The following is a 17,024-nucleotide window of genomic DNA, read 5'->3' on the forward strand; positions in this document are numbered from 1 at the left end:
CCGGCGTGATACGGGGCCGCCGCCCCCACACATTTGCTTGAGCCGCCTGTGAGGGCGCGCGCTGCGCCCCCATATCCGGGTCAGGACTACGGAGGAGCACCGCCATGGAACTTCAGGATCTCGCAATCGACGGATACGAGCGCGTGCTGCGCGTCAGCGACGCCGACGCCGGGCTGACCGGCGTCATCGCCATCCATTCCACCCGCTTCGGCCCCGCCGTCGGCGGGCTCAGGATGCGCCCCTACCAGACCGAACAGGCGGCGCTGGACGACGTGCTGCGGCTGGCGCGCGGCATGACCTACAAGAACGCCGCCGCCGACCTGCCGCTGGGCGGCGGCAAGGCGGTGATCATCGGCGATCCCGCCCGCGACAAGACCCCCGCCCGCCTGACCGCCTTCGGACAGGCCATCGAGGCGCTGGAGGGCCGCTACTGGACCGCCGAGGACATGGGCATGACCCCCGCCGACCTCGAAATCGTCGCCCGCTCCACCGGCTATGTCGCCGGGCTGGCCTCGGGCGAATACGCCAGCGGCGACCCCTCGCCGGTCACCGCGCGCGGCGTGTTCGAGGCGGCGCGCACCACGCTGGCCCATGCCACCGGGTCGGATGACCTCGTCGGCAAACGCATCGCGCTCCAGGGTCTTGGGAATGTCGGGCGCGCGCTGGCCGGAATGTTCGCCGAAGCAGGCGCCACGCTTCTGGTCACCGACATGGATCAGGCCCGCGTCGACGAGGCCGTGGCCGCGCTCGGCGCCACCGCCATCGCGCCGGATGCGATCATCGCCGCCGGGGCCGACCTCTTCGCCCCCTGCGCCATCGGCGGCATCCTCGATGCGGCCAGCATCCCGACGCTGAAGGTCCGCGCCATCTGCGGCTCGGCCAACAACCAGTTGGCCACCCCCGAGGACGGCTCACGGCTGATGGCGCGCGGCATCCTCTATGCCCCCGACTACGTGGTCAACGCCGGCGGCATCATCAACGCCGCCACCGAGGTTTTGCGCATCCGCGACCGCGCCCCCTTCACCGAAACCCGCCTTGCCGCGATCACCGAATTCCTCGACCGCGCCTTCACCCGCGCCCGCGCCGAGGGCGTCGGCCCCGAGGTCATCGCGGATCGTCTGGTCGAGGAAAAACTCGCCGCGCCCCCGGCGGACGCGATCGCCGCGAAGTAGGCAAGCCTCAGATCCGGCCCACCAGCGCCCGGTTGTCCAGCCCCGAGACCGCGCCGGGCACATGCCCGCGCGCGCCCTCGATCCGGGTTGCGACATAGCCATCGGCCACCGCCGCCACGCCCGCCCGGATCAGGATCGAGGCGGCCAGCAGCCCCGCCAGGCTCTCGGCGAACCACCGCGCCTCGCCCTCCTCCGGCAGCCCCGGCCAGCGTTCGCGATGCGCCGCCAGTGCCGCGTCATAGCGCCGATCCGCCCCGGTCGCCGCCGCCAGTTCCGCCGCCAGCGCCTCGCCCGCCAGCGGCTCTTTCGCCAGCGTGCGAAGGATATCGAGGCAGATCACGTTCCCCGACCCTTCCCAGATGCCATTCAGCGGCGCCTCGCGATACAACATCGGCATCGGCGTGTCCTCGACGTAACCCATGCCGCCCAGGCACTCCATCGCCTCGACCAGCACCACCGGGCAGCGCTTGTTGTTAACGAATTTCGCCAGCGCCACCGAGATGCGCGCGAACGCCCGGTCGGCCTCGCCGGTCCCGTCGAACGCCTCGGCCGCGCGCATCGCCAGCGCCAGCGCGCCCTCCCAGTCCAGCACCAGGTCGGCCAGCACCGCCTGCATCAGGGGCTGGTCGATCAACCGCCGCTGGAACGTGCGTCGCCCCTCGACCCAGTGCTTCACCTCCGCCAGCCCCGCCCGCATCAGCCCGGCAGGCGCCACGGCGGTATCGAGCCGCGTGTGATGCACCATCTCGATGATCGTGCGCACCCCCGCGCCCTCGTCGCCCAGCCGATGCGCCAGTGCGCCGTGATACTCGATCTCCGAGGACGCATTGGCCCGGTTGCCCAGCTTGTCCTTGAGCCGCTGGATATGGATCGCGTTGCGCTCCCCTTCCAGCCAACGCGGCACCAGGAAACATGTCAGGCCCGCATCCGTCTGCGCCAGCGTCAGGAACCCGTCCGACATCGGGGCCGAGCAGAACCACTTGTGCCCGGTCAGCCGGTAGTCGTCACCTTCGCGCACTGCCCGCGTGGTGTTGGCGCGCACGTCCGATCCGCCCTGCTTTTCCGTCATCGCCATGCCCAGCGTCGCGCCCGCCTTCTCACCTACCGGCAGGACCTGCGCGTCATAGACCCCCGCCGTCAGCTTTGGCCGCCACAGCGCCGCCAGGCCTGGGTCGGCCGCCAGCGCGGGCACCGCCGCATAGGTCATGGTCAGGGGGCAGCACACCCCCGGCTCGATCTGGCTAATCATGTAGACGAGGGCCGCGTGCGTCGCATGCCCGCCCGGCTGCCCGTCCCAGGCGGCAGAGGCATAGCCCAGCGCCGCCCCCTCGGCCATCAGCGCGTGATAGGCCGGGTGAAACGCCACCTCGTCCAGCCGCCGCCCGCCCCGGTCGAACAGGCGAAGCTCCGGCAGATGATGCCGCGCCGCCCATCCGGCCTCGCGCATTTCCTCGGTCCCCAGCCGCGCGCCCGCCGTGGCGGCGTGATCCATCCGCGCCCCGGCCCGCGCCAACGCATCGCGCAGCGGCAGGTCGCTGGCGAACAGGTCCAGCGCCGGCGGCGGCCCCGGCTGGTTCTCGACCTCGTGGCCGGGCAGGTCGGATTGCGGCGGTATCTGGGTCATGGCGGCCTCCTTGCCCTGAAACTGCCCCGGTATTAGCCCCCAGCCCGCCGCCTCTGTCAAACGGGGGATTCCCAAAGCCGCCCGGCTGTGAGATAGTGCCCCGGAGCGCCCGTCAGAGGCGCCGGACACGAGGCAGCATGGCACGCACACGCAGACAATCCGGCTTTGCAGGCATGGCCTATTTCGCCTTCCTGGTGTTGCTCGGCCTCTATTTCACCTTTGCCAGCGTGCAGGGCGATTTCGGCCTGTTCAACCGCGTGCGAATCGAGGCCGAGGCCGACGACCTGCGCGCCGAACGCGCCCGCCTCGAGGCCGAGATCGCCGTGCTCGCCAACAAGACGCGGCGGCTGTCCGACGATTTTCTCGACCTCGACCTGTTGGATGAACAGGCCCGTTCGGTCCTTGGCCTGGTGCGCCCCGACGAGGTCGTGCTGCGCTAGCGCCGCCGCCTCTGACCCGTCCGCGCGGCCCGCAACCCCTTCGCCTTGCACGAAATTCCCCCCTCGCGCGAAAGCCGAGATTATTGTATATGGTAGTTTAACATTAAACCATTATTCGGACAGGTTGGGAGGACGCCCTATGGCAGCCGCCAAAAAACAAGCCAAATCAAACACATCAAAAGAAGACCTGCTCGCCTATTACCGCGAGATGCTGCTGATCCGGCGATTCGAGGAAAAGGCCGGCCAGCTTTACGGCATGGGTCTGATCGGCGGCTTCTGCCACCTCTACATCGGCCAGGAGGCGGTTGTCGTCGGGCTCGAGGCCGCCGCTGAAGAGGGCGACAAACGCATCACATCCTACCGCGATCACGGCCACATGCTGGCCTCCGGCATGGACCCCAAGGGCGTCATGGCCGAGTTGACCGGGCGCGAGGGCGGCTATTCCAAGGGCAAGGGCGGCTCGATGCACATGTTCTCGACGGAAAAGCATTTTTACGGCGGCCACGGCATCGTCGGCGCCCAGGTGCCGATCGGCGCCGGGCTCGCGTTTTCCGACAAGTATCGCGAGAACGACCGCGTCACCTTCACCTATTTCGGTGACGGCGCGGCCAACCAGGGCCAGGTCTACGAGACCTTCAACATGGCCGCGCTGTGGAAACTGCCGATGGTCTTCGTGATCGAGAACAACCAGTATGCGATGGGCACCTCGTCGAAACGCTCGACCTCGACGCCCGACCTCTACACCCGCGGCGAAGCCTTCGGCATCCCCGGCGAGGCGGTCGACGGCATGGACGTGCAGGCGGTCAAGGCCGCCGGCGAAAAGGCGGTGGCGCATTGCCGCGACGGCAAGGGGCCGTATATCCTCGAGATGAAAACCTACCGCTACCGTGGCCACTCGATGTCGGACCCGGCGAAATACCGCACCCGCGAAGAGGTGCAGAAGGTGCGCGACACCCGCGACCCGATCGAGAACGTCCGCGAGCTTCTGCTCCAGGGCAAGCATGCCAGCGAGGATGAGCTCAAGGAGATCGACAAGGAAATCAAGGGCGTGGTGAACGCCGCCGCCGATTTCGCCCGCGAAAGCCCGGAGCCGTCGCTGGACGAGCTCTGGACCGACATTTACGCCTGATCCGAGGGAAGACACAGACATGGCAATCGAAATTCTCATGCCCGCGCTCAGCCCGACGATGGAAGAGGGCACGCTGGCGAAATGGAACGTGAAAGAGGGGGACACCGTCGCCGCCGGTGACGTGATCGCCGAGATCGAGACCGACAAGGCAACGATGGAATTCGAAGCCGTCGACGAGGGCACGATGGGCAAGATCCTGGTCGAAGAGGGCACCGAAGGGGTCAAGGTCAACACCCCCATCGCGATGCTGCTGGAAGAGGGCGAAAGCGCCGATGATATCGGCGACACCTCCGCGAAGGACGACAAGGGCAAGGCCGACAAGGCCGAAGCCGAGGCCGAGACCGGCCCCGTGGACGAACCCGTCGCCGCCAACCCCGGCGCCGAGATGCCCGCGCCGAAAAAGGTGTCCGACCCCGAGATCCCCGAAGGCACCGCGATGAAGTCCACCACCTTGCGCGAAGCCCTGCGCGACGCGATGGCCGAGGAAATGCGCGCCGACGACACCGTGTTCCTGATGGGCGAGGAAGTCGCCGAATACCAGGGCGCCTACAAGGTCAGCCAGGGCTTGCTCGACGAGTTCGGCCCCAGGCGCGTGATCGACACGCCGATCACCGAGCACGGCTTTACCGGGCTGGCCACCGGCGCCGCGATGGGCGGGCTGCGCCCCATCGTCGAGTTCATGACCTTCAACTTCGCCATGCAGGCGATCGACCACATCATCAACACTGCCGCCAAGACCCGCTACATGTCGGGCGGCCAGATGTCGGTGCCGGTGGTGTTTCGCGGGGCCAACGGTGCCGCCGCCCGCGTCGCCGCCCAGCACAGCCAGGATTATGCGGCATGGTATGCGCAGATCCCCGGCCTGCACGTCGCGATGCCCTACTCCGCCGCCGACGCCAAGGGCCTGCTCAAGACCGCGATCCGCGGCGACACGCCGGTGGTGTTTTTGGAAAACGAACTGCTCTATGGCCAGACCTTCGAGGTGCCCGACCTTGACGACTACACGATCCCCTTCGGCAAGGCCCGGATCTGGCGCGAAGGCGACGACGTGACCATCGTGAGCTTCGGCATCGGCATGAAATACGCGCTCGAGGCCGCCGAGAAGCTGGCCGAGGACGGGATTTCCGCCGAGGTCGTCGACCTGCGCACCCTGCGCCCGATGGACACGGAAACCGTGATCGAGAGCGTCAAGAAGACCAACCGCTGCGTCACCGTCGAAGAGGGCTGGCCGGTGTGCTCGATCGGCAACCACATCTCGTCGGTGCTGATGCAGCAGGCGTTCGACTATCTCGACGCGCCGGTCATCAACCTGACCGGCAAGGACGTGCCGATGCCCTATGCCGCCAACCTCGAAAAGCTGGCACTGGTGACGACCCAGGAGGTCATCGACGCCGTGCACACCGTGACCTACCGCTGAGGAGCCAGAGATGCCGACAAAAATCCTGATGCCCGCGCTCTCGCCCACGATGGAAGAGGGCACGCTGGCCAAATGGCTGGTCAAGGAGGGCGACACCGTCTCCGCCGGTGACCTGATCGCCGAGATCGAGACCGACAAGGCGACGATGGAATTCGAAGCCGTCGACGAAGGCACGATGGGCAAGATCCTGGTCGAAGAGGGCACCGAGGGGGTCAAGGTCAACACCCCGATCGCGGTGCTTCTGGAAGAGGGCGAAAGCGCCGACGACATCGGCGACACCGCCAAGGCCCCGGCCAAATCCGACGCCCCCAGGGCCGAGGCGAAATCCGAGGCCAAAGACGACAAGCCCGCCGACAAGCCCGCTGCCAGCAAGGCCCCGGCCGCGCCGGAAGCCAGCGACGGCAGCCGCATCTTCGCCTCGCCGCTTGCCCGCCGGATCGCCAGGGACAAGGGGCTGGACCTCGCCCAGATCAAGGGTTCGGGTCCGAAAGGCCGCATCGTCAAGGCCGATGTCGAGGACGCGAAGCCCTCGGTCGCACCGGCCAAGGCCGACACCCCCGCCGCGGCCCCCGCCGCCGTCGCGACAGCGCCCGCCGGTTTCTCGACCGAAACCGTGCTCAAGATGTATGCGGACCGCGAATTCGAGGAAATCAAGCTCGACGGGATGCGCCGGACCATCGCGGTGCGCCTGACCGAAGCCAAGCAGACGATCCCGCATTTCTACCTGCGCCGCGACATCCATCTCGACGCGCTGATGGCCTTCCGCGCGCAGTTGAACAAGCAGCTCGAGGGGCGCGGCATCAAGCTGTCGGTCAACGATTTCATCATCAAGGCCTGCGCCAACGCGCTGCAACAGGTGCCCGCCGCCAATGCCGTCTGGGCCGGCGACCGGGTGTTGCAGTTGAAACCGTCCGACGTGGCGGTGGCCGTGGCCGTCGAGGGCGGGCTGTTCACCCCGGTTCTCAAGGACGCCGACACCAAGTCGCTGTCCACCCTCTCGGCCGAGATGAAAGACCTCGCCGCGCGCGCCCGCGACCGCAAGCTCGCGCCGCATGAATACCAGGGCGGCACCTTCGCGGTCTCCAACCTCGGCATGTTCGGCATCGACAACTTCGACGCCGTGATCAACCCGCCGCACGGCGCGATCCTCGCGGTCGGTGTCGGCGCGAAAAAGCCGGTGGTCAAGGACGATGGCGAACTTGGCATCGCCACGGTGATGAGCGTCACGCTGTCGGTCGACCACCGGGTGATCGACGGCGCGCTCGGGGCCGAGCTTCTGGCCGCGATCAAGGACGGGCTGGAAAACCCGATGGCGCTTCTGGCCTGATCCGGCGACCCGCAAACAGCAAAGGCCCGGTCACGCGACCGGGCCTTTTTCGTTTCCAGCCAATATCTTAGTCGTCGAGCACCTTCGACAGCGTGAACACGCCGCGCATCTGCCCGACCGAGAAGCCGCGCGCCTCGTCGTCGGGGTAAAGCTGGGCGAGCTTGGCCTCGACCTCGGCCGTCACCTCGTCGCCGCCGTGGCAGTTGACGCAGAGATCGCCCGTGGGGATCGCCTTGACGATGTGAAAGACCCGCTTGCCATCCTCCTCGACAATCGCCGCCTTGGCCAGGTCGTCGGGTTTCTCGCCCGCCGCCTCGCGCTCGAGAAACTCGGCAATCGCCGCGGCGGTGAATGCGTCCGGCGCGTTGTCGGGGTTGCGCAGCCGGTGGCTCGAACGCCCGACATTCCAGCCCGACCCCTCCGACACCGAGGCCGCGATCTCCGGCGCCACCTCGTTGCACACGCCGATCGCGTTGACCGGCCCACCGGCCTTGACCGCCGCCATCAACTCGTCCTTGAGCGTGCCGCCGAAACTGCCCATCAGCCCCTTGGCCTCGTCGACCAGCGCCGTCATCTCATCATCCGCCGCCAGCGCAGGCGCGGCAAGCCCGGCGCATCCCAGCGCCACTACCATCGCAAATCGTCTCATCCGTTCTCTCCCGTGAGCTTCCGACATCCGCGCGCACAAACACATTCGCATAAGTCTACGCATCTGGCGAGAGTCACGTGACAGCCCGGCAGTCCTCCGCCGGTCCGCCGCCGACGTCGCGCGGCCTCAGCCTTCGGGCTTGGTTAAAAGCTGGTTCATCGTGACCGAAGGATGCTCGCAGCCCGCGGCCCCCACCACCTTGGCCGGAACCCCGGCCACCGTCACCGCCGGCGGCACATCCTCCAGCACCACCGAACCCGCCGCGATCCGCGAACAGCAGCCCACGGAGATATTGCCCAGAACGCTGGCCCCGGCCCCGATCAGAACCTCGTCGCCGATCTTGGGGTGGCGGTCCTCTTCTTCCTTGCCGGTGCCGCCCAGCGTCACCGAATGCAGCATCGAGACATTGTCGCCGACCACCGCGGTCTCGCCGATGACGATGGAATGGGCATGGTCGATCATGATCCCCTTGCCGATCCGGGCCGCCGGGTGAATGTCGACGCCATACACCTCCGAACAGCGCATCTGCAGGAAATAGGCCAGGTCACGCCGGCCCTGCCGCCACAGCCAATGCGCCACGCGGTAGGCCTGCATCGCCTGAAAGCCCTTGTAATACAGGATCGGCTGCAACAGCCGGTAGGTCGCCGGGTCGCGTTCCAGCACCGCCACCAGGTCGGCGCGCGCCGCCTCTGCAAGCTCGGGCGCCGCCTGATAGGCCTCGTCCGCGACCTCGCGCAGCACCAGCATCGACATCTCGTTGGAACTCAGCTTGGCGGAAATCCGGTAGCTCAGCGCCTTCTCGACGCTGGCATGGTGCAGCACGCAGGCATGCACCAGCCCGCCCATCACCGGCTCGTCGGCCACCGTTTCGCGGGCTTCGCGGGTGATCCGGTCCCAGACCGGGTCGAGGGGGATCGGACGTGTCTGGGTCTCGCGGCGTGTCTCGGCCATCGGCGCGGCCTCCCTTGATTTGCCCAAACCATATACGACAGATATGCTCGGACTTCAAAGCGACAAAGCCGTGAGCGGGGATCGCGCCATGACCGACGCCGACATCGCCCGATACCGCAGCGCGCTCGAGGACGAGCTGGCCAGGCTGACCGCCGAGGACGCGCTTGGCGCCGAGGGGCAAAAGACCGTGACGCTCGATCAGCAATCGGTCGGGCGGCTCAGCCGCATGGACGCGCTGCAGGGTCAGGCGATGGCCCGCGCCACCCAGGCGCGGCGCGGCGCCCGGCGCAGCCGCATCGCGGCGGCCCTTGCCCGGATCGAGGCGGGCGAGTTCGGCTATTGCACCGAATGCGGCGAGGACATCGCGCCGAAACGCCTCGCCCTCGATGCCACCGTCCCCACCTGCATCACCTGCGCCAACGGCTGAGCCTCAGCCCCGCGCCCGCCGCGCCAGCACCTCGAACACCAGCGCCAGGCATTCGGCATAGGCGCGATCGTCCAGGAACGGCTCGGCCACCCGATCCCGCGCCAGCGCCGCCGACATCAGGCTGCCGGTCCCCCAGACCGGATGCGCCCGCCCGGTCGCGCGCCGGTGCCGGTCGGCGGCCTCGGCCTCGGCCAGCATCCGCGACAACAGCCGCGCCCGGCCCGCCTCGGGCACCGCCAGCAGCGCGCAGCCCGCCGCCACCACGTCGCCGTGCATCACGCGCCGCATCACAGGCCCAGCCAGCGAAACGGTCCCGGCCCGAATCGCGCCGACACCTGCGCCACGCCGATGGCCTCGGCCGGCCCGTCGGCGGCGCGCATCGCGGCAGTATAGGTCCAGCCGGGCGCCGTCACGCCGACCTCGCGCAGGGTCGCGCCGCCCGCGGCCACGCGCACCAGGTAGCTTTCGGTCTCCTCGCCCAGCGGCACCTCGACCGCCTGCCAGGTGTCGCCGTCGATCCGCGTGCGCCGCACCCAGCTCAGCGCCAGGTTGCCGCCCGCCTCTGTCGCGCGCAGATGCACCGGCGCCAGCGGGCGCAGGCCGATGCCGTCAAAGGCGCGCACCTCGTGACGATAGGTGGCGTCGTCGATGGGCCGCAGCGCCGGGCCGATGCGGAAATGCCGCTCCAGCCCGCGCGCGGAACTGGGCAGGTCGATCTGGCCGACCTGCGCGTCGATCATCACCACCACCGAGCCCGCCGGCCAGACCTCGGGCATCAGCGCGTCGCTGCCTGCCTGGCCGCGCAGCCGCCCGGTGATTTCCCAGGTGTCGGGCGCCACCAGATCGGCCCCGGTGAACTGGAACAGCTCCCAGTTGTCGCTGCTGCCATCGCCGATCGCCGCCAAATTGGCGCCGTTCATCACCGCCGCCAGCGGCGCCGAGGACAGCGTGCCCGAGGTCAGCCGCACCCGCAGCGCCGGGCCGCGGTCGATCACCCCGGCACGTGCGCGTGCCAGCGGCGTCTCGGTCTCGCCCACCACCGCGGGCGCCGTCACCACCCGGTCGAGCGCATAGCCGTGATCCGCCGCCGCGCCGTAGACCGCGACCGACCCCGGCCAGGGCCTGGCCGTCACCGCCAGGTGCGGCGCATGCGGCACCTCGTCGCCGCCGATCAGCGGCAGGTCAAGGAACAGCGGCAGCACCGGCACCGGCGGCACGTGCCGGCGCGGGCGCACGCCCAGGTCGAGCGTGTCAGACGGGACGTAAAGCCCCGGCTCGACCCGAACGGCGCGGGCGATCTGCACCCCGGCCTCCTCGACATGGTCGATGCGGAACGACGCCGCCCCGCCGGGGGTATCGAGCCGCACCACGTCCCCCGCCCCGGTGCCCAGGCCCGACGGCGGCAGCGCGAACCGCGCAGCGTCGCGCGCCACCCGCGCCTCGGCCAGCCAGCGCTCGCAGATCGCCCGGCCCTCGCCCTGGGTCAGCACCAGCGGCAGGTCCGAGGCCGCCACCGCGTCGCTGTCGTCACCCGCGAACACCGCCTCGGCGGCGCGGGTTTCATAGCCGCCGTCGGCCTCAGTGAAGCTCAGCCGCACCCGGCCGGCGATTTCGGCCTCCGGCGCGCGCACCAGTTCCAGCGCGCCGCCGATCTCGGTCGTGATCGCAAGGGCTTCGCCCGCGATCACCCGGTCGGTGCGGCCCGAGCGCGAGAAAAACCGCAGCACGCCGCCGCGCTCCACCGCCTCGATGCCGTAAGCCAGCATCAGGGGTTGCAGCGCCGAACGCGCGCTGGCGGTCTGGTCCAGCGCATAGCCGCGCACCAGCCCCGCCAGGCCCGACACGTCGACCGCGTCGACACCCGCACGCGCGCAGATCTCGCGCACCACCGAGGCCAGCGAACGGTTGCCGGTGCGCCCGTTCAGCCAGTGCCCGCGGGCGTAGTTTTCCCCGTCCGCCCACAGGTCCCGGTCGCCCGGAAACCACGGAAACGGCCGCGCATCCCAGGCCCAGACATGCGCGCGCGACATGTCCAGCATGGTGACGCCGCTGGTCTCATCGGTCGGGTTGTTGGCCGAATCCGCCCAGAATCCCAGCATCGCACGCAAGTATTGCATTTGTATGAAGTCGTCGCGGCGCCCGTCGGAATGGCGCGGCAGCCCGCTCTCGTCGCTTTTCGCATCCAGAAACCGGTTGGGCTGGTTCGGCCCCTTGTCGACGGCGGCGCAGCCCAGTTCGGTGAACCAGACCGGCTTGGACCCCGGCACCCAGTCGGTCGGGCTGGCCTGGCGCACCCCGCCGATGCGCTCGTGATGCGCGTTCTGCCACCAGTTCGGGATGTCCTTGAAGCGGAAAACCCAGGGCTCGCCATGCGCGCCATCGGTGATCAGGGTGCGGATCTGGGCCGCGCGGGCCTCGGGGGCGTGGTAGAACCAGTCATAACCCTCGCCACCCAGGATGTTCGATTTCAGATAATTTTCATGCCATATTTCGGCATTCTGACCATCCAGATGTTCGTTTTCTGCAAGCCAATCGGCAAGCGGCATGTAGTTGTCGATGCCGATGAAGTCGATGTTCGCATCCGCCCAGAGCGGATCGAGGTGGAAATACACATCCCCCGACCCATCCTGCGGGTGATAGCCGAAATACTCGGTCCAGTCGGCGGCATAGGACAGCTTGACCCCCGCCCCCAGGATGCCGCGCACATCCGCCGCCAACTGCCGCATCGCGGCGACCGCCGGAAAGCTGCCGCCGGCCCCGCGAATCTGCGTCAATCCACGCATTTCCGAGCCGATCAGGAAGGCGTCGACACCGCCCGCCAGCGCACAGAGATGGGCGTAGTGCAGGATGAACCGGCGATACGACCACTCGTTCGGCCCGGTATAGCTGACCGTGCCGCCCGAGACCGTGAAATCGCCCGCCAGGGCGGTGCCGAAGAACGCCGCGACCTCGGCCTCCGCCGCCGCCGTGCCATCGGGCGAGCCGTCCTGCCCCGGCGCCACCGACAGCGTGATGCGGCCGCGCCAGGGCAGCACCGGCTGATCGTCCGCCCCGGTCCACGGATCGGGAAGACCATTGTCAACCCCTTGATCCATAAGCACAAACGGATAGAACGTCACTGCCTTGCCGGCACCCCGCAGCGCCCGGATCGCCTCGATCACCGAACCGTCGGCGGGCGTGCCGCCATAGACCGGGCGGCCCTGGTCGCGCGGCACCAGCCCCGCCTGCCCCCGCGTCACGCCGCCCGCGCGCCAGGGCATTTCCTGCCCCTCCTGATCGTGCTTCTCGACCTTTGGCGCGACCTCGCAGGCGCCGCAACGCAGGTCCGAGCCGAACCACGACACCACCAGCGCGGTGGCCTCGCAGCCCGGCAATTCCTCGTCCAGCATGGTCAGCGAGGCGGAGAAATCGGTCATGCCCAGGGGGGTGTTTTCATTGACCGGCACCGCCTCGCCCAGCCGCGCGCCGTAGTGCACGCTGGTCGTGGCCAGCGCGTATTCGCCGGTGCCCGGCACCATCGCCACCGCCCGAACGCCGCGCGCCACCTCGGCCTCGCCGGGCTGTTCGGGGCGGAACACCTCGAAATTCAGGACCGGCACGCGATTACCATATGCGGTAAGGTCCAGATCCTCGATCACAACATAGGCGATGCCGCGATAGGCCGGCACCATGCCCGCGCCCTCCACCGCCTCGATCCGCGGGTCGGGCAACTGGTCTTCGGAGCCGGGATAGACCCGCATCGTCAGGCTGCCCGGCGCGATCTCCTGCCCGTCCGCCCAGACCCGCCCGACGCGGGTGATCTCGCCCTCGCAGAGCGCCACGGCGAGGCTGACGGAATAGCTGAACTCGCGGTTTTTCGGCCCGTTGAGCATGCCCTTGCCCGAGCCGGTCGACGCCACGTGCTCCTGCACCTCGGAGGCCCAGATCACCTGCCCGCCCAGCCGCATCCGGCCAAACAGCCGCGTCACCGCAGCGCCCTCGGAGGCGCCGGTCAGGCGAAAGCGGTCGACCTTGCCGTGCTCGACCGGGTCCGAGCCCGCGCCCAGGATCATCTGATCCACCGCGCGCCCTGCGACCGCGCCGATGGCACGCCCGATCACCACCGAACTGAGGCCCAGAAGGCCGCCGCCGAGCGACGCGCCCGCCGCCGCCCCCAATGCCGAGAGAACCAGTGTGGCCATGACCTACCCCTTTGTCGGAAAACGGAAATATCCCACCACGCGGCGTTGCCACGGGGGGGTGAACGGGCTTTCGACAACGCCATGTCCCGAATAGGCGTGGATGAAGCTGGGCCGGTCGCTGGCCAAGAGCCCGAGGTGCTTGGCGACCGCGCCCCGGCGCATCCGGAACAGGATCACGTCGCCCGGTTCCGGCACCTCGACCGGGGTCAGCAGCGCCGTGGCGCCGCGCAACAGCGCCTCGTCCCCCGAAGCCTCGCACCAGTCGGGCGTATAGGCGGGCAGCGTGATCGGCTCGCCCCCGATGACCTCGCGCCAGATGCCCCGGATCAGGCCCAGGCAATCGGCCCCGGCCCCCTTGCACGACGCCTGATGCACGTAGGGCGTGCCGATCCAGCCGCGCGCGGCGGTGACGATGTCGCCGGTCATTTGCCGCCGCCCCCGGTCTCGGCCCCGACCGGCACCGACAGCATCCGGTCCTCGCCGGGAATGTCGGGAAAGCCGCGATAATTCAGCATGTTGCCGAACTTCAACCGGCAGGTCCGGGGGCGCTTGTCGCAGCCCGCCTCAAGCCGCACCCGGTCGCCCGGCGCGACCTCGGCGCGCAGCGCCTGCCACAGCTCGATGCGACGCAGCGCCGCCTCGGGGCGGTCGTTCTTGACAATGCCGATCAAGCCCACGGCGGCGCCCGTGAGAACCGTCAGCCGCCCGCGCTCGAACCAGCGGTCGTCAAAGCCCTCAAGCCCCGTCAGCCCCAGCCGTTTCTGATCCTCGGCGGTCTCGACCACGCCCTCGCCGGAAAACCCCGGCCCGGCCAGGTCGACCCGGCAATCGCCATCGCCCAGCACCGCCGAACAGGCAGTCTGATAGGCGCGGCCAACCGGGCGGTTCAGCCGCTCGGCCAGGCCCAGAAGCTCGGCGCGAAAGCCGCCGGCGACGCGGGTGATCTCGCCCAGGTTGCCGCGAAACTGCATCAGGCGCTGCCCGGGCGTGGCCCAGTTGACCAGCCAGGCCTCGACCTGGGCGCCGTCATAGCGCCCGGCGGCGATGTCGGCCTCGGTCACGGCGGCATCCGACAGCGCGCCCAGCGCCTCGGAATTGTCGACCGACAGCCCGGTGGTCTGGGCCAGGGCGCGCGCCGTCAGCCCGGTGTCGGCCTTGCAGGTCACGCCGGCCACCTCGATGTCGCGGTCATGGTCGGTAAAGCCCAGAACCCGCCCGTCGCGCCGCCGCAGAACCCAGGCCCGCGCCAGCGTGGTCACGCCCGTGTCCAGATGTGTTTGAAATTCCTGCGAAATCATACCCGCACCTCCACCACCGGAACGCTCGGCACGTCGCCGGCCTGGAACGAGGCCACCGAGGTCTGGATGCGGTCGGTGTCGAACCGCACCGGCACGTCGAATTCGAAGCCCGCCGTGATCTCGGCCCCCTCGGCGGGGGCGGCGTCGAAGGTGATGATGCCGGTCGCCGGATCGAGGCTGTAATGCACGCTTTCCACCTGCGGATCGCCCTCGAGTGCCACTAGAACGCTGCCCGCCACCGGCTTGACGATGGGGCGCGCATAGCTGTGCCCGCCGGAGCGGTAGGTCTTGATCAGCGCGAACGCGGTCCGGTGCCCGTCGCCCTGCCCGATCACCTGGTCGCCCGGCGCCACCGCAGCCGACGGCAGACCCGACTTGTGGTCCGACCAGTCCTTCCAGCGAAACCCGAACAACTGCCCGCGCCGCGCCTCGAAGAACGCGATCAGCGTTTCGACATCGTCGAGCGAGCGCATCCCCACGCCCGCGTCATAGCGCCGGCGCGAATGTGCCCAGGGGGTGTTGCGCTCCTCGTGACCATTGGCCAGCGTCACCACTTCGGTCAGCCGCTCCGGCCCGCCGATCGAGCCGAAACTCAGGGTCGGCGGAAATCGAACTTCGTGAAAATTCATGGACTTGTCCTTTTCATCCCACCGGCGCCCGCGCGCCCGCGCTCATCTCTTCTTTCTGGCCGAAATACCTCGGCCCTCTCGTCGGTCTTGCACGCAAGTCCGCCTGCCGGGTTCGCAACCGGGCCGGTGGCCCGGTCACTCAGGGCAGCGCCCCCGGCCCGCCCTCAGCCATACCTCTGCCCGCGTGCAATCATGCGTCCGACCTGGGCGGCGACCTGGCCCTGCGAGCGGCGGAAGCCCTCGACATCCGGGGTGGTGATGTTCATCACCACGTTGACCCCGCGCCCGGCCTCGGCGCGCACGCCGAGCTTGCCGTCGGCACCGCGCGCCAGCGGCATGATCGCCTCCGGCCCGGCCTCGCCCATCAGCCCGGTGCCGCCGCGCATCGGGAATGTGGTCGGCGCGCTGACCACGCCACCGCGCGCAAACGGCATCACCCGTCCTTGCGAGAACGCGCCGCCCTGCGCGTAAGGCAGAAAGGCGTTCATCACCCCGCCCACCGCCTCGGCCAGGAGGCCGCCGACATGGTCGGTGACGGGTTCGAGGGCAGCGTTGTAAACCGTGTTCACCATCGCGGTTCCGACCGTGCGCAGCGCGTCGGTCAGCGATTTCGAATCGAACACCAGCCCGTCGATGGCGCGTTTCAGCCCCCGGCTGAGGCCGCCGGACAAGGCACTCACATCGGTGCCCAACACGTCGATGGTCGCGCCCATCCGTTCCAGCTCATGCCCGAACGCCGCCGCCATCGCACCGGCCCCGGCCAGGGTGCCCTCGAGCGCCGCGATCTGGTCGTCAAAGCCGTCGATTCCGTCAAGATCCGCCATCATTCCATCTCCGTTGTCTTGTCCGACGCCCGGTCGGGAAAGGCCCGCGCCAATTCGTCCAGCCGCGCCCGGCCCAGCGGCAATTCACCCGCCTCGCGCCCCAGCATCAGCATCAGTTCGGCGGGCGTCAGCGCCCAGAAGTCGCGGGGGGCAAGGCCGAGGCCGCGCATCCCCGCGCGCATCAGTCCGGGCCAGTCCAGCCCGGTCATGCCCGGGTGGCGAAGGCGCGGGCCAGAAGCTGCCCCGCCGCCTCGGCCGCCGCCACCGGCCCGCCCTCGATCTCGGCGGCGATGAGGTCGCGCGCCTGCCCCTGCCAGCCGCCGCCGCGCAACCCCGCGACGATCAGCGCCAGCACGTCGCGGGTGGAAAACCCGCCCCGCTCGAAGCGCTCGACCAGTTCGACCAATGATCCCGCGCCCAGCGCCTCTTCCAGTTCCGCCAGTGCGCCAAGCGTCAGCTTCATCACCCGCGTCTCGCCGTCGATCACCAGCGCCACCTCGCCTGTCCAGGGGTTCGCCATGTCAGAGCGCCGTGAACGACAGCGCACCCGCCGAGGCCATCGACAGCTCATAGGTCGCCTCGCCGTTATGACTGCCTGCGTATTCGATGGCGGTCAGCATGAACGGGCCTTCGATGATGCCGAAATCGGGCACGATGACCTGGAAATCCGGCACTTCGCCGTCAAAGAAGATCTGGCGCGCGCGCTCGTCGGTGCCGGCGTCGCGAAACACGCCCGAGCCCGAGATCGAGGCCGATTTCACGCCCGCCCCGCCCAGAAGTTCGCGCCAGCCGCCGGCGCTTTCCAGCGAGGTCACATCGACGCTTTCGGCGTTGAAGCTGATGCGCGTGGCGCGCAGCCCCGCGATGGTGGTGAACGAGCCCGCATTGTCCATGTCGAGCTTGATGAGAAGGTCCTTGCCGTTCTGGGCAACCATGTCGGTATCTCCGGTTTGGGG

At 69.0% G+C, this 17,024-nt stretch carries 18 protein-coding genes; 6 read left to right on the top strand and 12 right to left on the bottom strand.

Annotated features, from left to right (window positions below):
* Positions 1-104: 104 nt before the first annotated feature.
* Positions 105-1,172, top strand: coding sequence for a Glu/Leu/Phe/Val family dehydrogenase (locus tag FVF75_RS01395; RefSeq protein ID WP_148375956.1), 1,068 nt, complete (start codon positions 105-107; stop codon positions 1,170-1,172).
* 7 nt (positions 1,173-1,179) lie between these two features.
* Here the strand turns inward: FVF75_RS01395 and FVF75_RS01400 are convergent, their stop codons facing one another.
* Complete coding sequence (locus FVF75_RS01400; RefSeq protein WP_148375957.1) at positions 1,180-2,796, bottom strand: acyl-CoA dehydrogenase family protein; 1,617 nt, start codon at positions 2,794-2,796, stop codon at positions 1,180-1,182.
* A gap of 137 nt (positions 2,797-2,933) precedes the next feature.
* Here FVF75_RS01400 and FVF75_RS01405 point away from each other — a divergent pair, with 137 nt between their 5' ends.
* The 4 genes from FVF75_RS01405 to FVF75_RS01420 all read left to right on the top strand — a co-directional run bounded on the left by FVF75_RS01405 (position 2,934) and on the right by FVF75_RS01420 (position 7,109).
* Positions 2,934-3,236 (top strand): FtsB family cell division protein, encoded by a 303-nt coding sequence (locus tag FVF75_RS01405; protein WP_148375958.1) that lies wholly within the window; start codon positions 2,934-2,936, stop codon positions 3,234-3,236.
* Between the two features lie 139 nt (positions 3,237-3,375).
* Positions 3,376-4,365 carry a pyruvate dehydrogenase (acetyl-transferring) E1 component subunit alpha gene (gene pdhA / locus FVF75_RS01410; protein WP_148375959.1) on the top strand — a complete coding sequence of 330 codons (990 nt, stop codon included), beginning with the start codon at positions 3,376-3,378 and terminating at the stop codon, positions 4,363-4,365.
* Between the two features lie 19 nt (positions 4,366-4,384).
* On the top strand, positions 4,385-5,782 hold the full coding sequence (locus tag FVF75_RS01415) for a pyruvate dehydrogenase complex E1 component subunit beta (RefSeq protein ID WP_148375960.1): 1,398 nt from the start codon (positions 4,385-4,387) through the stop codon (positions 5,780-5,782).
* A 10-nt stretch (positions 5,783-5,792) separates the two neighbouring features.
* Positions 5,793-7,109 (top strand): pyruvate dehydrogenase complex dihydrolipoamide acetyltransferase, encoded by a 1,317-nt coding sequence (locus FVF75_RS01420; RefSeq protein ID WP_148375961.1) that lies wholly within the window; start codon positions 5,793-5,795, stop codon positions 7,107-7,109.
* A gap of 67 nt (positions 7,110-7,176) precedes the next feature.
* Here the strand turns inward: FVF75_RS01420 and FVF75_RS01425 are convergent, their stop codons facing one another.
* A complete protein-coding gene (locus FVF75_RS01425) occupies positions 7,177-7,758 on the bottom strand; it encodes a Tll0287-like domain-containing protein (protein WP_148375962.1) in 582 nt (193 codons plus the stop codon).
* A gap of 126 nt (positions 7,759-7,884) precedes the next feature.
* On the bottom strand, positions 7,885-8,709 hold the full coding sequence (gene cysE / locus FVF75_RS01430; protein ID WP_148375963.1) for a serine O-acetyltransferase: 825 nt from the start codon (positions 8,707-8,709) through the stop codon (positions 7,885-7,887).
* A gap of 88 nt (positions 8,710-8,797) precedes the next feature.
* Here cysE and FVF75_RS01435 point away from each other — a divergent pair, with 88 nt between their 5' ends.
* Complete coding sequence (locus tag FVF75_RS01435; RefSeq protein ID WP_148375964.1) at positions 8,798-9,136, top strand: TraR/DksA family transcriptional regulator; 339 nt, start codon at positions 8,798-8,800, stop codon at positions 9,134-9,136.
* A gap of 3 nt (positions 9,137-9,139) precedes the next feature.
* Here the strand turns inward: FVF75_RS01435 and FVF75_RS01440 are convergent, their stop codons facing one another.
* The 9 genes from FVF75_RS01440 to FVF75_RS01480 all read right to left on the bottom strand — a co-directional run bounded on the left by FVF75_RS01440 (position 9,140) and on the right by FVF75_RS01480 (position 17,003).
* Positions 9,140-9,424 carry a DUF7742 family protein gene (locus FVF75_RS01440; RefSeq protein WP_148375965.1) on the bottom strand — a complete coding sequence of 95 codons (285 nt, stop codon included), beginning with the start codon at positions 9,422-9,424 and terminating at the stop codon, positions 9,140-9,142.
* Positions 9,424-13,317, bottom strand: coding sequence for a baseplate multidomain protein megatron (locus tag FVF75_RS01445; protein WP_148375966.1), 3,894 nt, complete (start codon positions 13,315-13,317; stop codon positions 9,424-9,426). The genes FVF75_RS01440 and FVF75_RS01445 overlap by 1 nt, the downstream gene beginning before the upstream one ends.
* Positions 13,318-13,320: 3 nt before the next feature.
* On the bottom strand, positions 13,321-13,743 hold the full coding sequence (locus tag FVF75_RS01450; RefSeq protein ID WP_148375967.1) for an NlpC/P60 family protein: 423 nt from the start codon (positions 13,741-13,743) through the stop codon (positions 13,321-13,323).
* Positions 13,740-14,615: a DUF2163 domain-containing protein gene (locus FVF75_RS01455; protein WP_148375968.1), complete on the bottom strand. Its 876-nt coding sequence runs from the start codon at positions 14,613-14,615 to the stop codon at positions 13,740-13,742. Before FVF75_RS01455 ends, FVF75_RS01450 begins: the two co-directional genes overlap by 4 nt.
* Complete coding sequence (locus tag FVF75_RS01460) at positions 14,612-15,244, bottom strand: DUF2460 domain-containing protein (RefSeq protein ID WP_148375969.1); 633 nt, start codon at positions 15,242-15,244, stop codon at positions 14,612-14,614. Before FVF75_RS01460 ends, FVF75_RS01455 begins: the two co-directional genes overlap by 4 nt.
* Before the next feature lie 164 nt (positions 15,245-15,408).
* The gene (locus FVF75_RS01465; RefSeq protein ID WP_148375970.1) at positions 15,409-16,068 is read right to left on the bottom strand and encodes a phage tail tape measure protein; all 660 of its coding nucleotides are present in this window, start codon (positions 16,066-16,068) and stop codon (positions 15,409-15,411) included.
* Positions 16,068-16,277 (bottom strand): rcc01693 family protein, encoded by a 210-nt coding sequence (locus FVF75_RS01470; RefSeq protein WP_148375971.1) that lies wholly within the window; start codon positions 16,275-16,277, stop codon positions 16,068-16,070. Before FVF75_RS01470 ends, FVF75_RS01465 begins: the two co-directional genes overlap by 1 nt.
* Entirely contained in the window at positions 16,274-16,588 is a 315-nt protein-coding gene (locus FVF75_RS01475; protein WP_148375972.1) for a gene transfer agent family protein, read from the bottom strand. The genes FVF75_RS01470 and FVF75_RS01475 overlap by 4 nt, the downstream gene beginning before the upstream one ends.
* A 1-nt stretch (position 16,589) precedes the next feature.
* Positions 16,590-17,003 (bottom strand): phage major tail protein, TP901-1 family, encoded by a 414-nt coding sequence (locus tag FVF75_RS01480; protein WP_148375973.1) that lies wholly within the window; start codon positions 17,001-17,003, stop codon positions 16,590-16,592.
* Positions 17,004-17,024: the final 21 nt, after the last annotated feature.

Source organism: Maritimibacter fusiformis (genome assembly GCF_008086115.1).
Taxonomy (GTDB): domain Bacteria; phylum Pseudomonadota; class Alphaproteobacteria; order Rhodobacterales; family Rhodobacteraceae; genus Muriiphilus; species Muriiphilus fusiformis.

Excerpts from the sequence above, each read along its gene's own strand:
- FVF75_RS01460 (WP_148375969.1), bottom strand. The coding sequence starts at position 15,244 with ATGAATTTTCACGAAGTTCGATTTCCGCCGACCCTGAGTTTCGGCTCG.
- FVF75_RS01420 (WP_148375961.1), top strand. The coding sequence starts at position 5,793 with ATGCCGACAAAAATCCTGATGCCCGCGCTCTCGCCCACGATGGAAGAG.
- FVF75_RS01405 (WP_148375958.1), top strand. The coding sequence starts at position 2,934 with ATGGCACGCACACGCAGACAATCCGGCTTTGCAGGCATGGCCTATTTC.
- FVF75_RS01445 (WP_148375966.1), bottom strand. The coding sequence starts at position 13,317 with ATGGCCACACTGGTTCTCTCGGCATTGGGGGCGGCGGCGGGCGCGTCG.
- FVF75_RS01400 (WP_148375957.1), bottom strand. The coding sequence starts at position 2,796 with ATGACCCAGATACCGCCGCAATCCGACCTGCCCGGCCACGAGGTCGAG.
- FVF75_RS01425 (WP_148375962.1), bottom strand. The coding sequence starts at position 7,758 with ATGAGACGATTTGCGATGGTAGTGGCGCTGGGATGCGCCGGGCTTGCC.
- FVF75_RS01465 (WP_148375970.1), bottom strand. The coding sequence starts at position 16,068 with ATGGCGGATCTTGACGGAATCGACGGCTTTGACGACCAGATCGCGGCG.
- cysE (WP_148375963.1), bottom strand. The coding sequence starts at position 8,709 with ATGGCCGAGACACGCCGCGAGACCCAGACACGTCCGATCCCCCTCGAC.
- FVF75_RS01450 (WP_148375967.1), bottom strand. The coding sequence starts at position 13,743 with ATGACCGGCGACATCGTCACCGCCGCGCGCGGCTGGATCGGCACGCCC.
- FVF75_RS01435 (WP_148375964.1), top strand. The coding sequence starts at position 8,798 with ATGACCGACGCCGACATCGCCCGATACCGCAGCGCGCTCGAGGACGAG.
- pdhA (WP_148375959.1), top strand. The coding sequence starts at position 3,376 with ATGGCAGCCGCCAAAAAACAAGCCAAATCAAACACATCAAAAGAAGAC.
- FVF75_RS01440 (WP_148375965.1), bottom strand. The coding sequence starts at position 9,424 with ATGCGGCGCGTGATGCACGGCGACGTGGTGGCGGCGGGCTGCGCGCTG.
- FVF75_RS01475 (WP_148375972.1), bottom strand. The coding sequence starts at position 16,588 with ATGGCGAACCCCTGGACAGGCGAGGTGGCGCTGGTGATCGACGGCGAG.
- FVF75_RS01470 (WP_148375971.1), bottom strand. The coding sequence starts at position 16,277 with ATGACCGGGCTGGACTGGCCCGGACTGATGCGCGCGGGGATGCGCGGC.
- FVF75_RS01415 (WP_148375960.1), top strand. The coding sequence starts at position 4,385 with ATGGCAATCGAAATTCTCATGCCCGCGCTCAGCCCGACGATGGAAGAG.
- FVF75_RS01480 (WP_148375973.1), bottom strand. The coding sequence starts at position 17,003 with ATGGTTGCCCAGAACGGCAAGGACCTTCTCATCAAGCTCGACATGGAC.
- FVF75_RS01455 (WP_148375968.1), bottom strand. The coding sequence starts at position 14,615 with ATGATTTCGCAGGAATTTCAAACACATCTGGACACGGGCGTGACCACG.
- FVF75_RS01395 (WP_148375956.1), top strand. The coding sequence starts at position 105 with ATGGAACTTCAGGATCTCGCAATCGACGGATACGAGCGCGTGCTGCGC.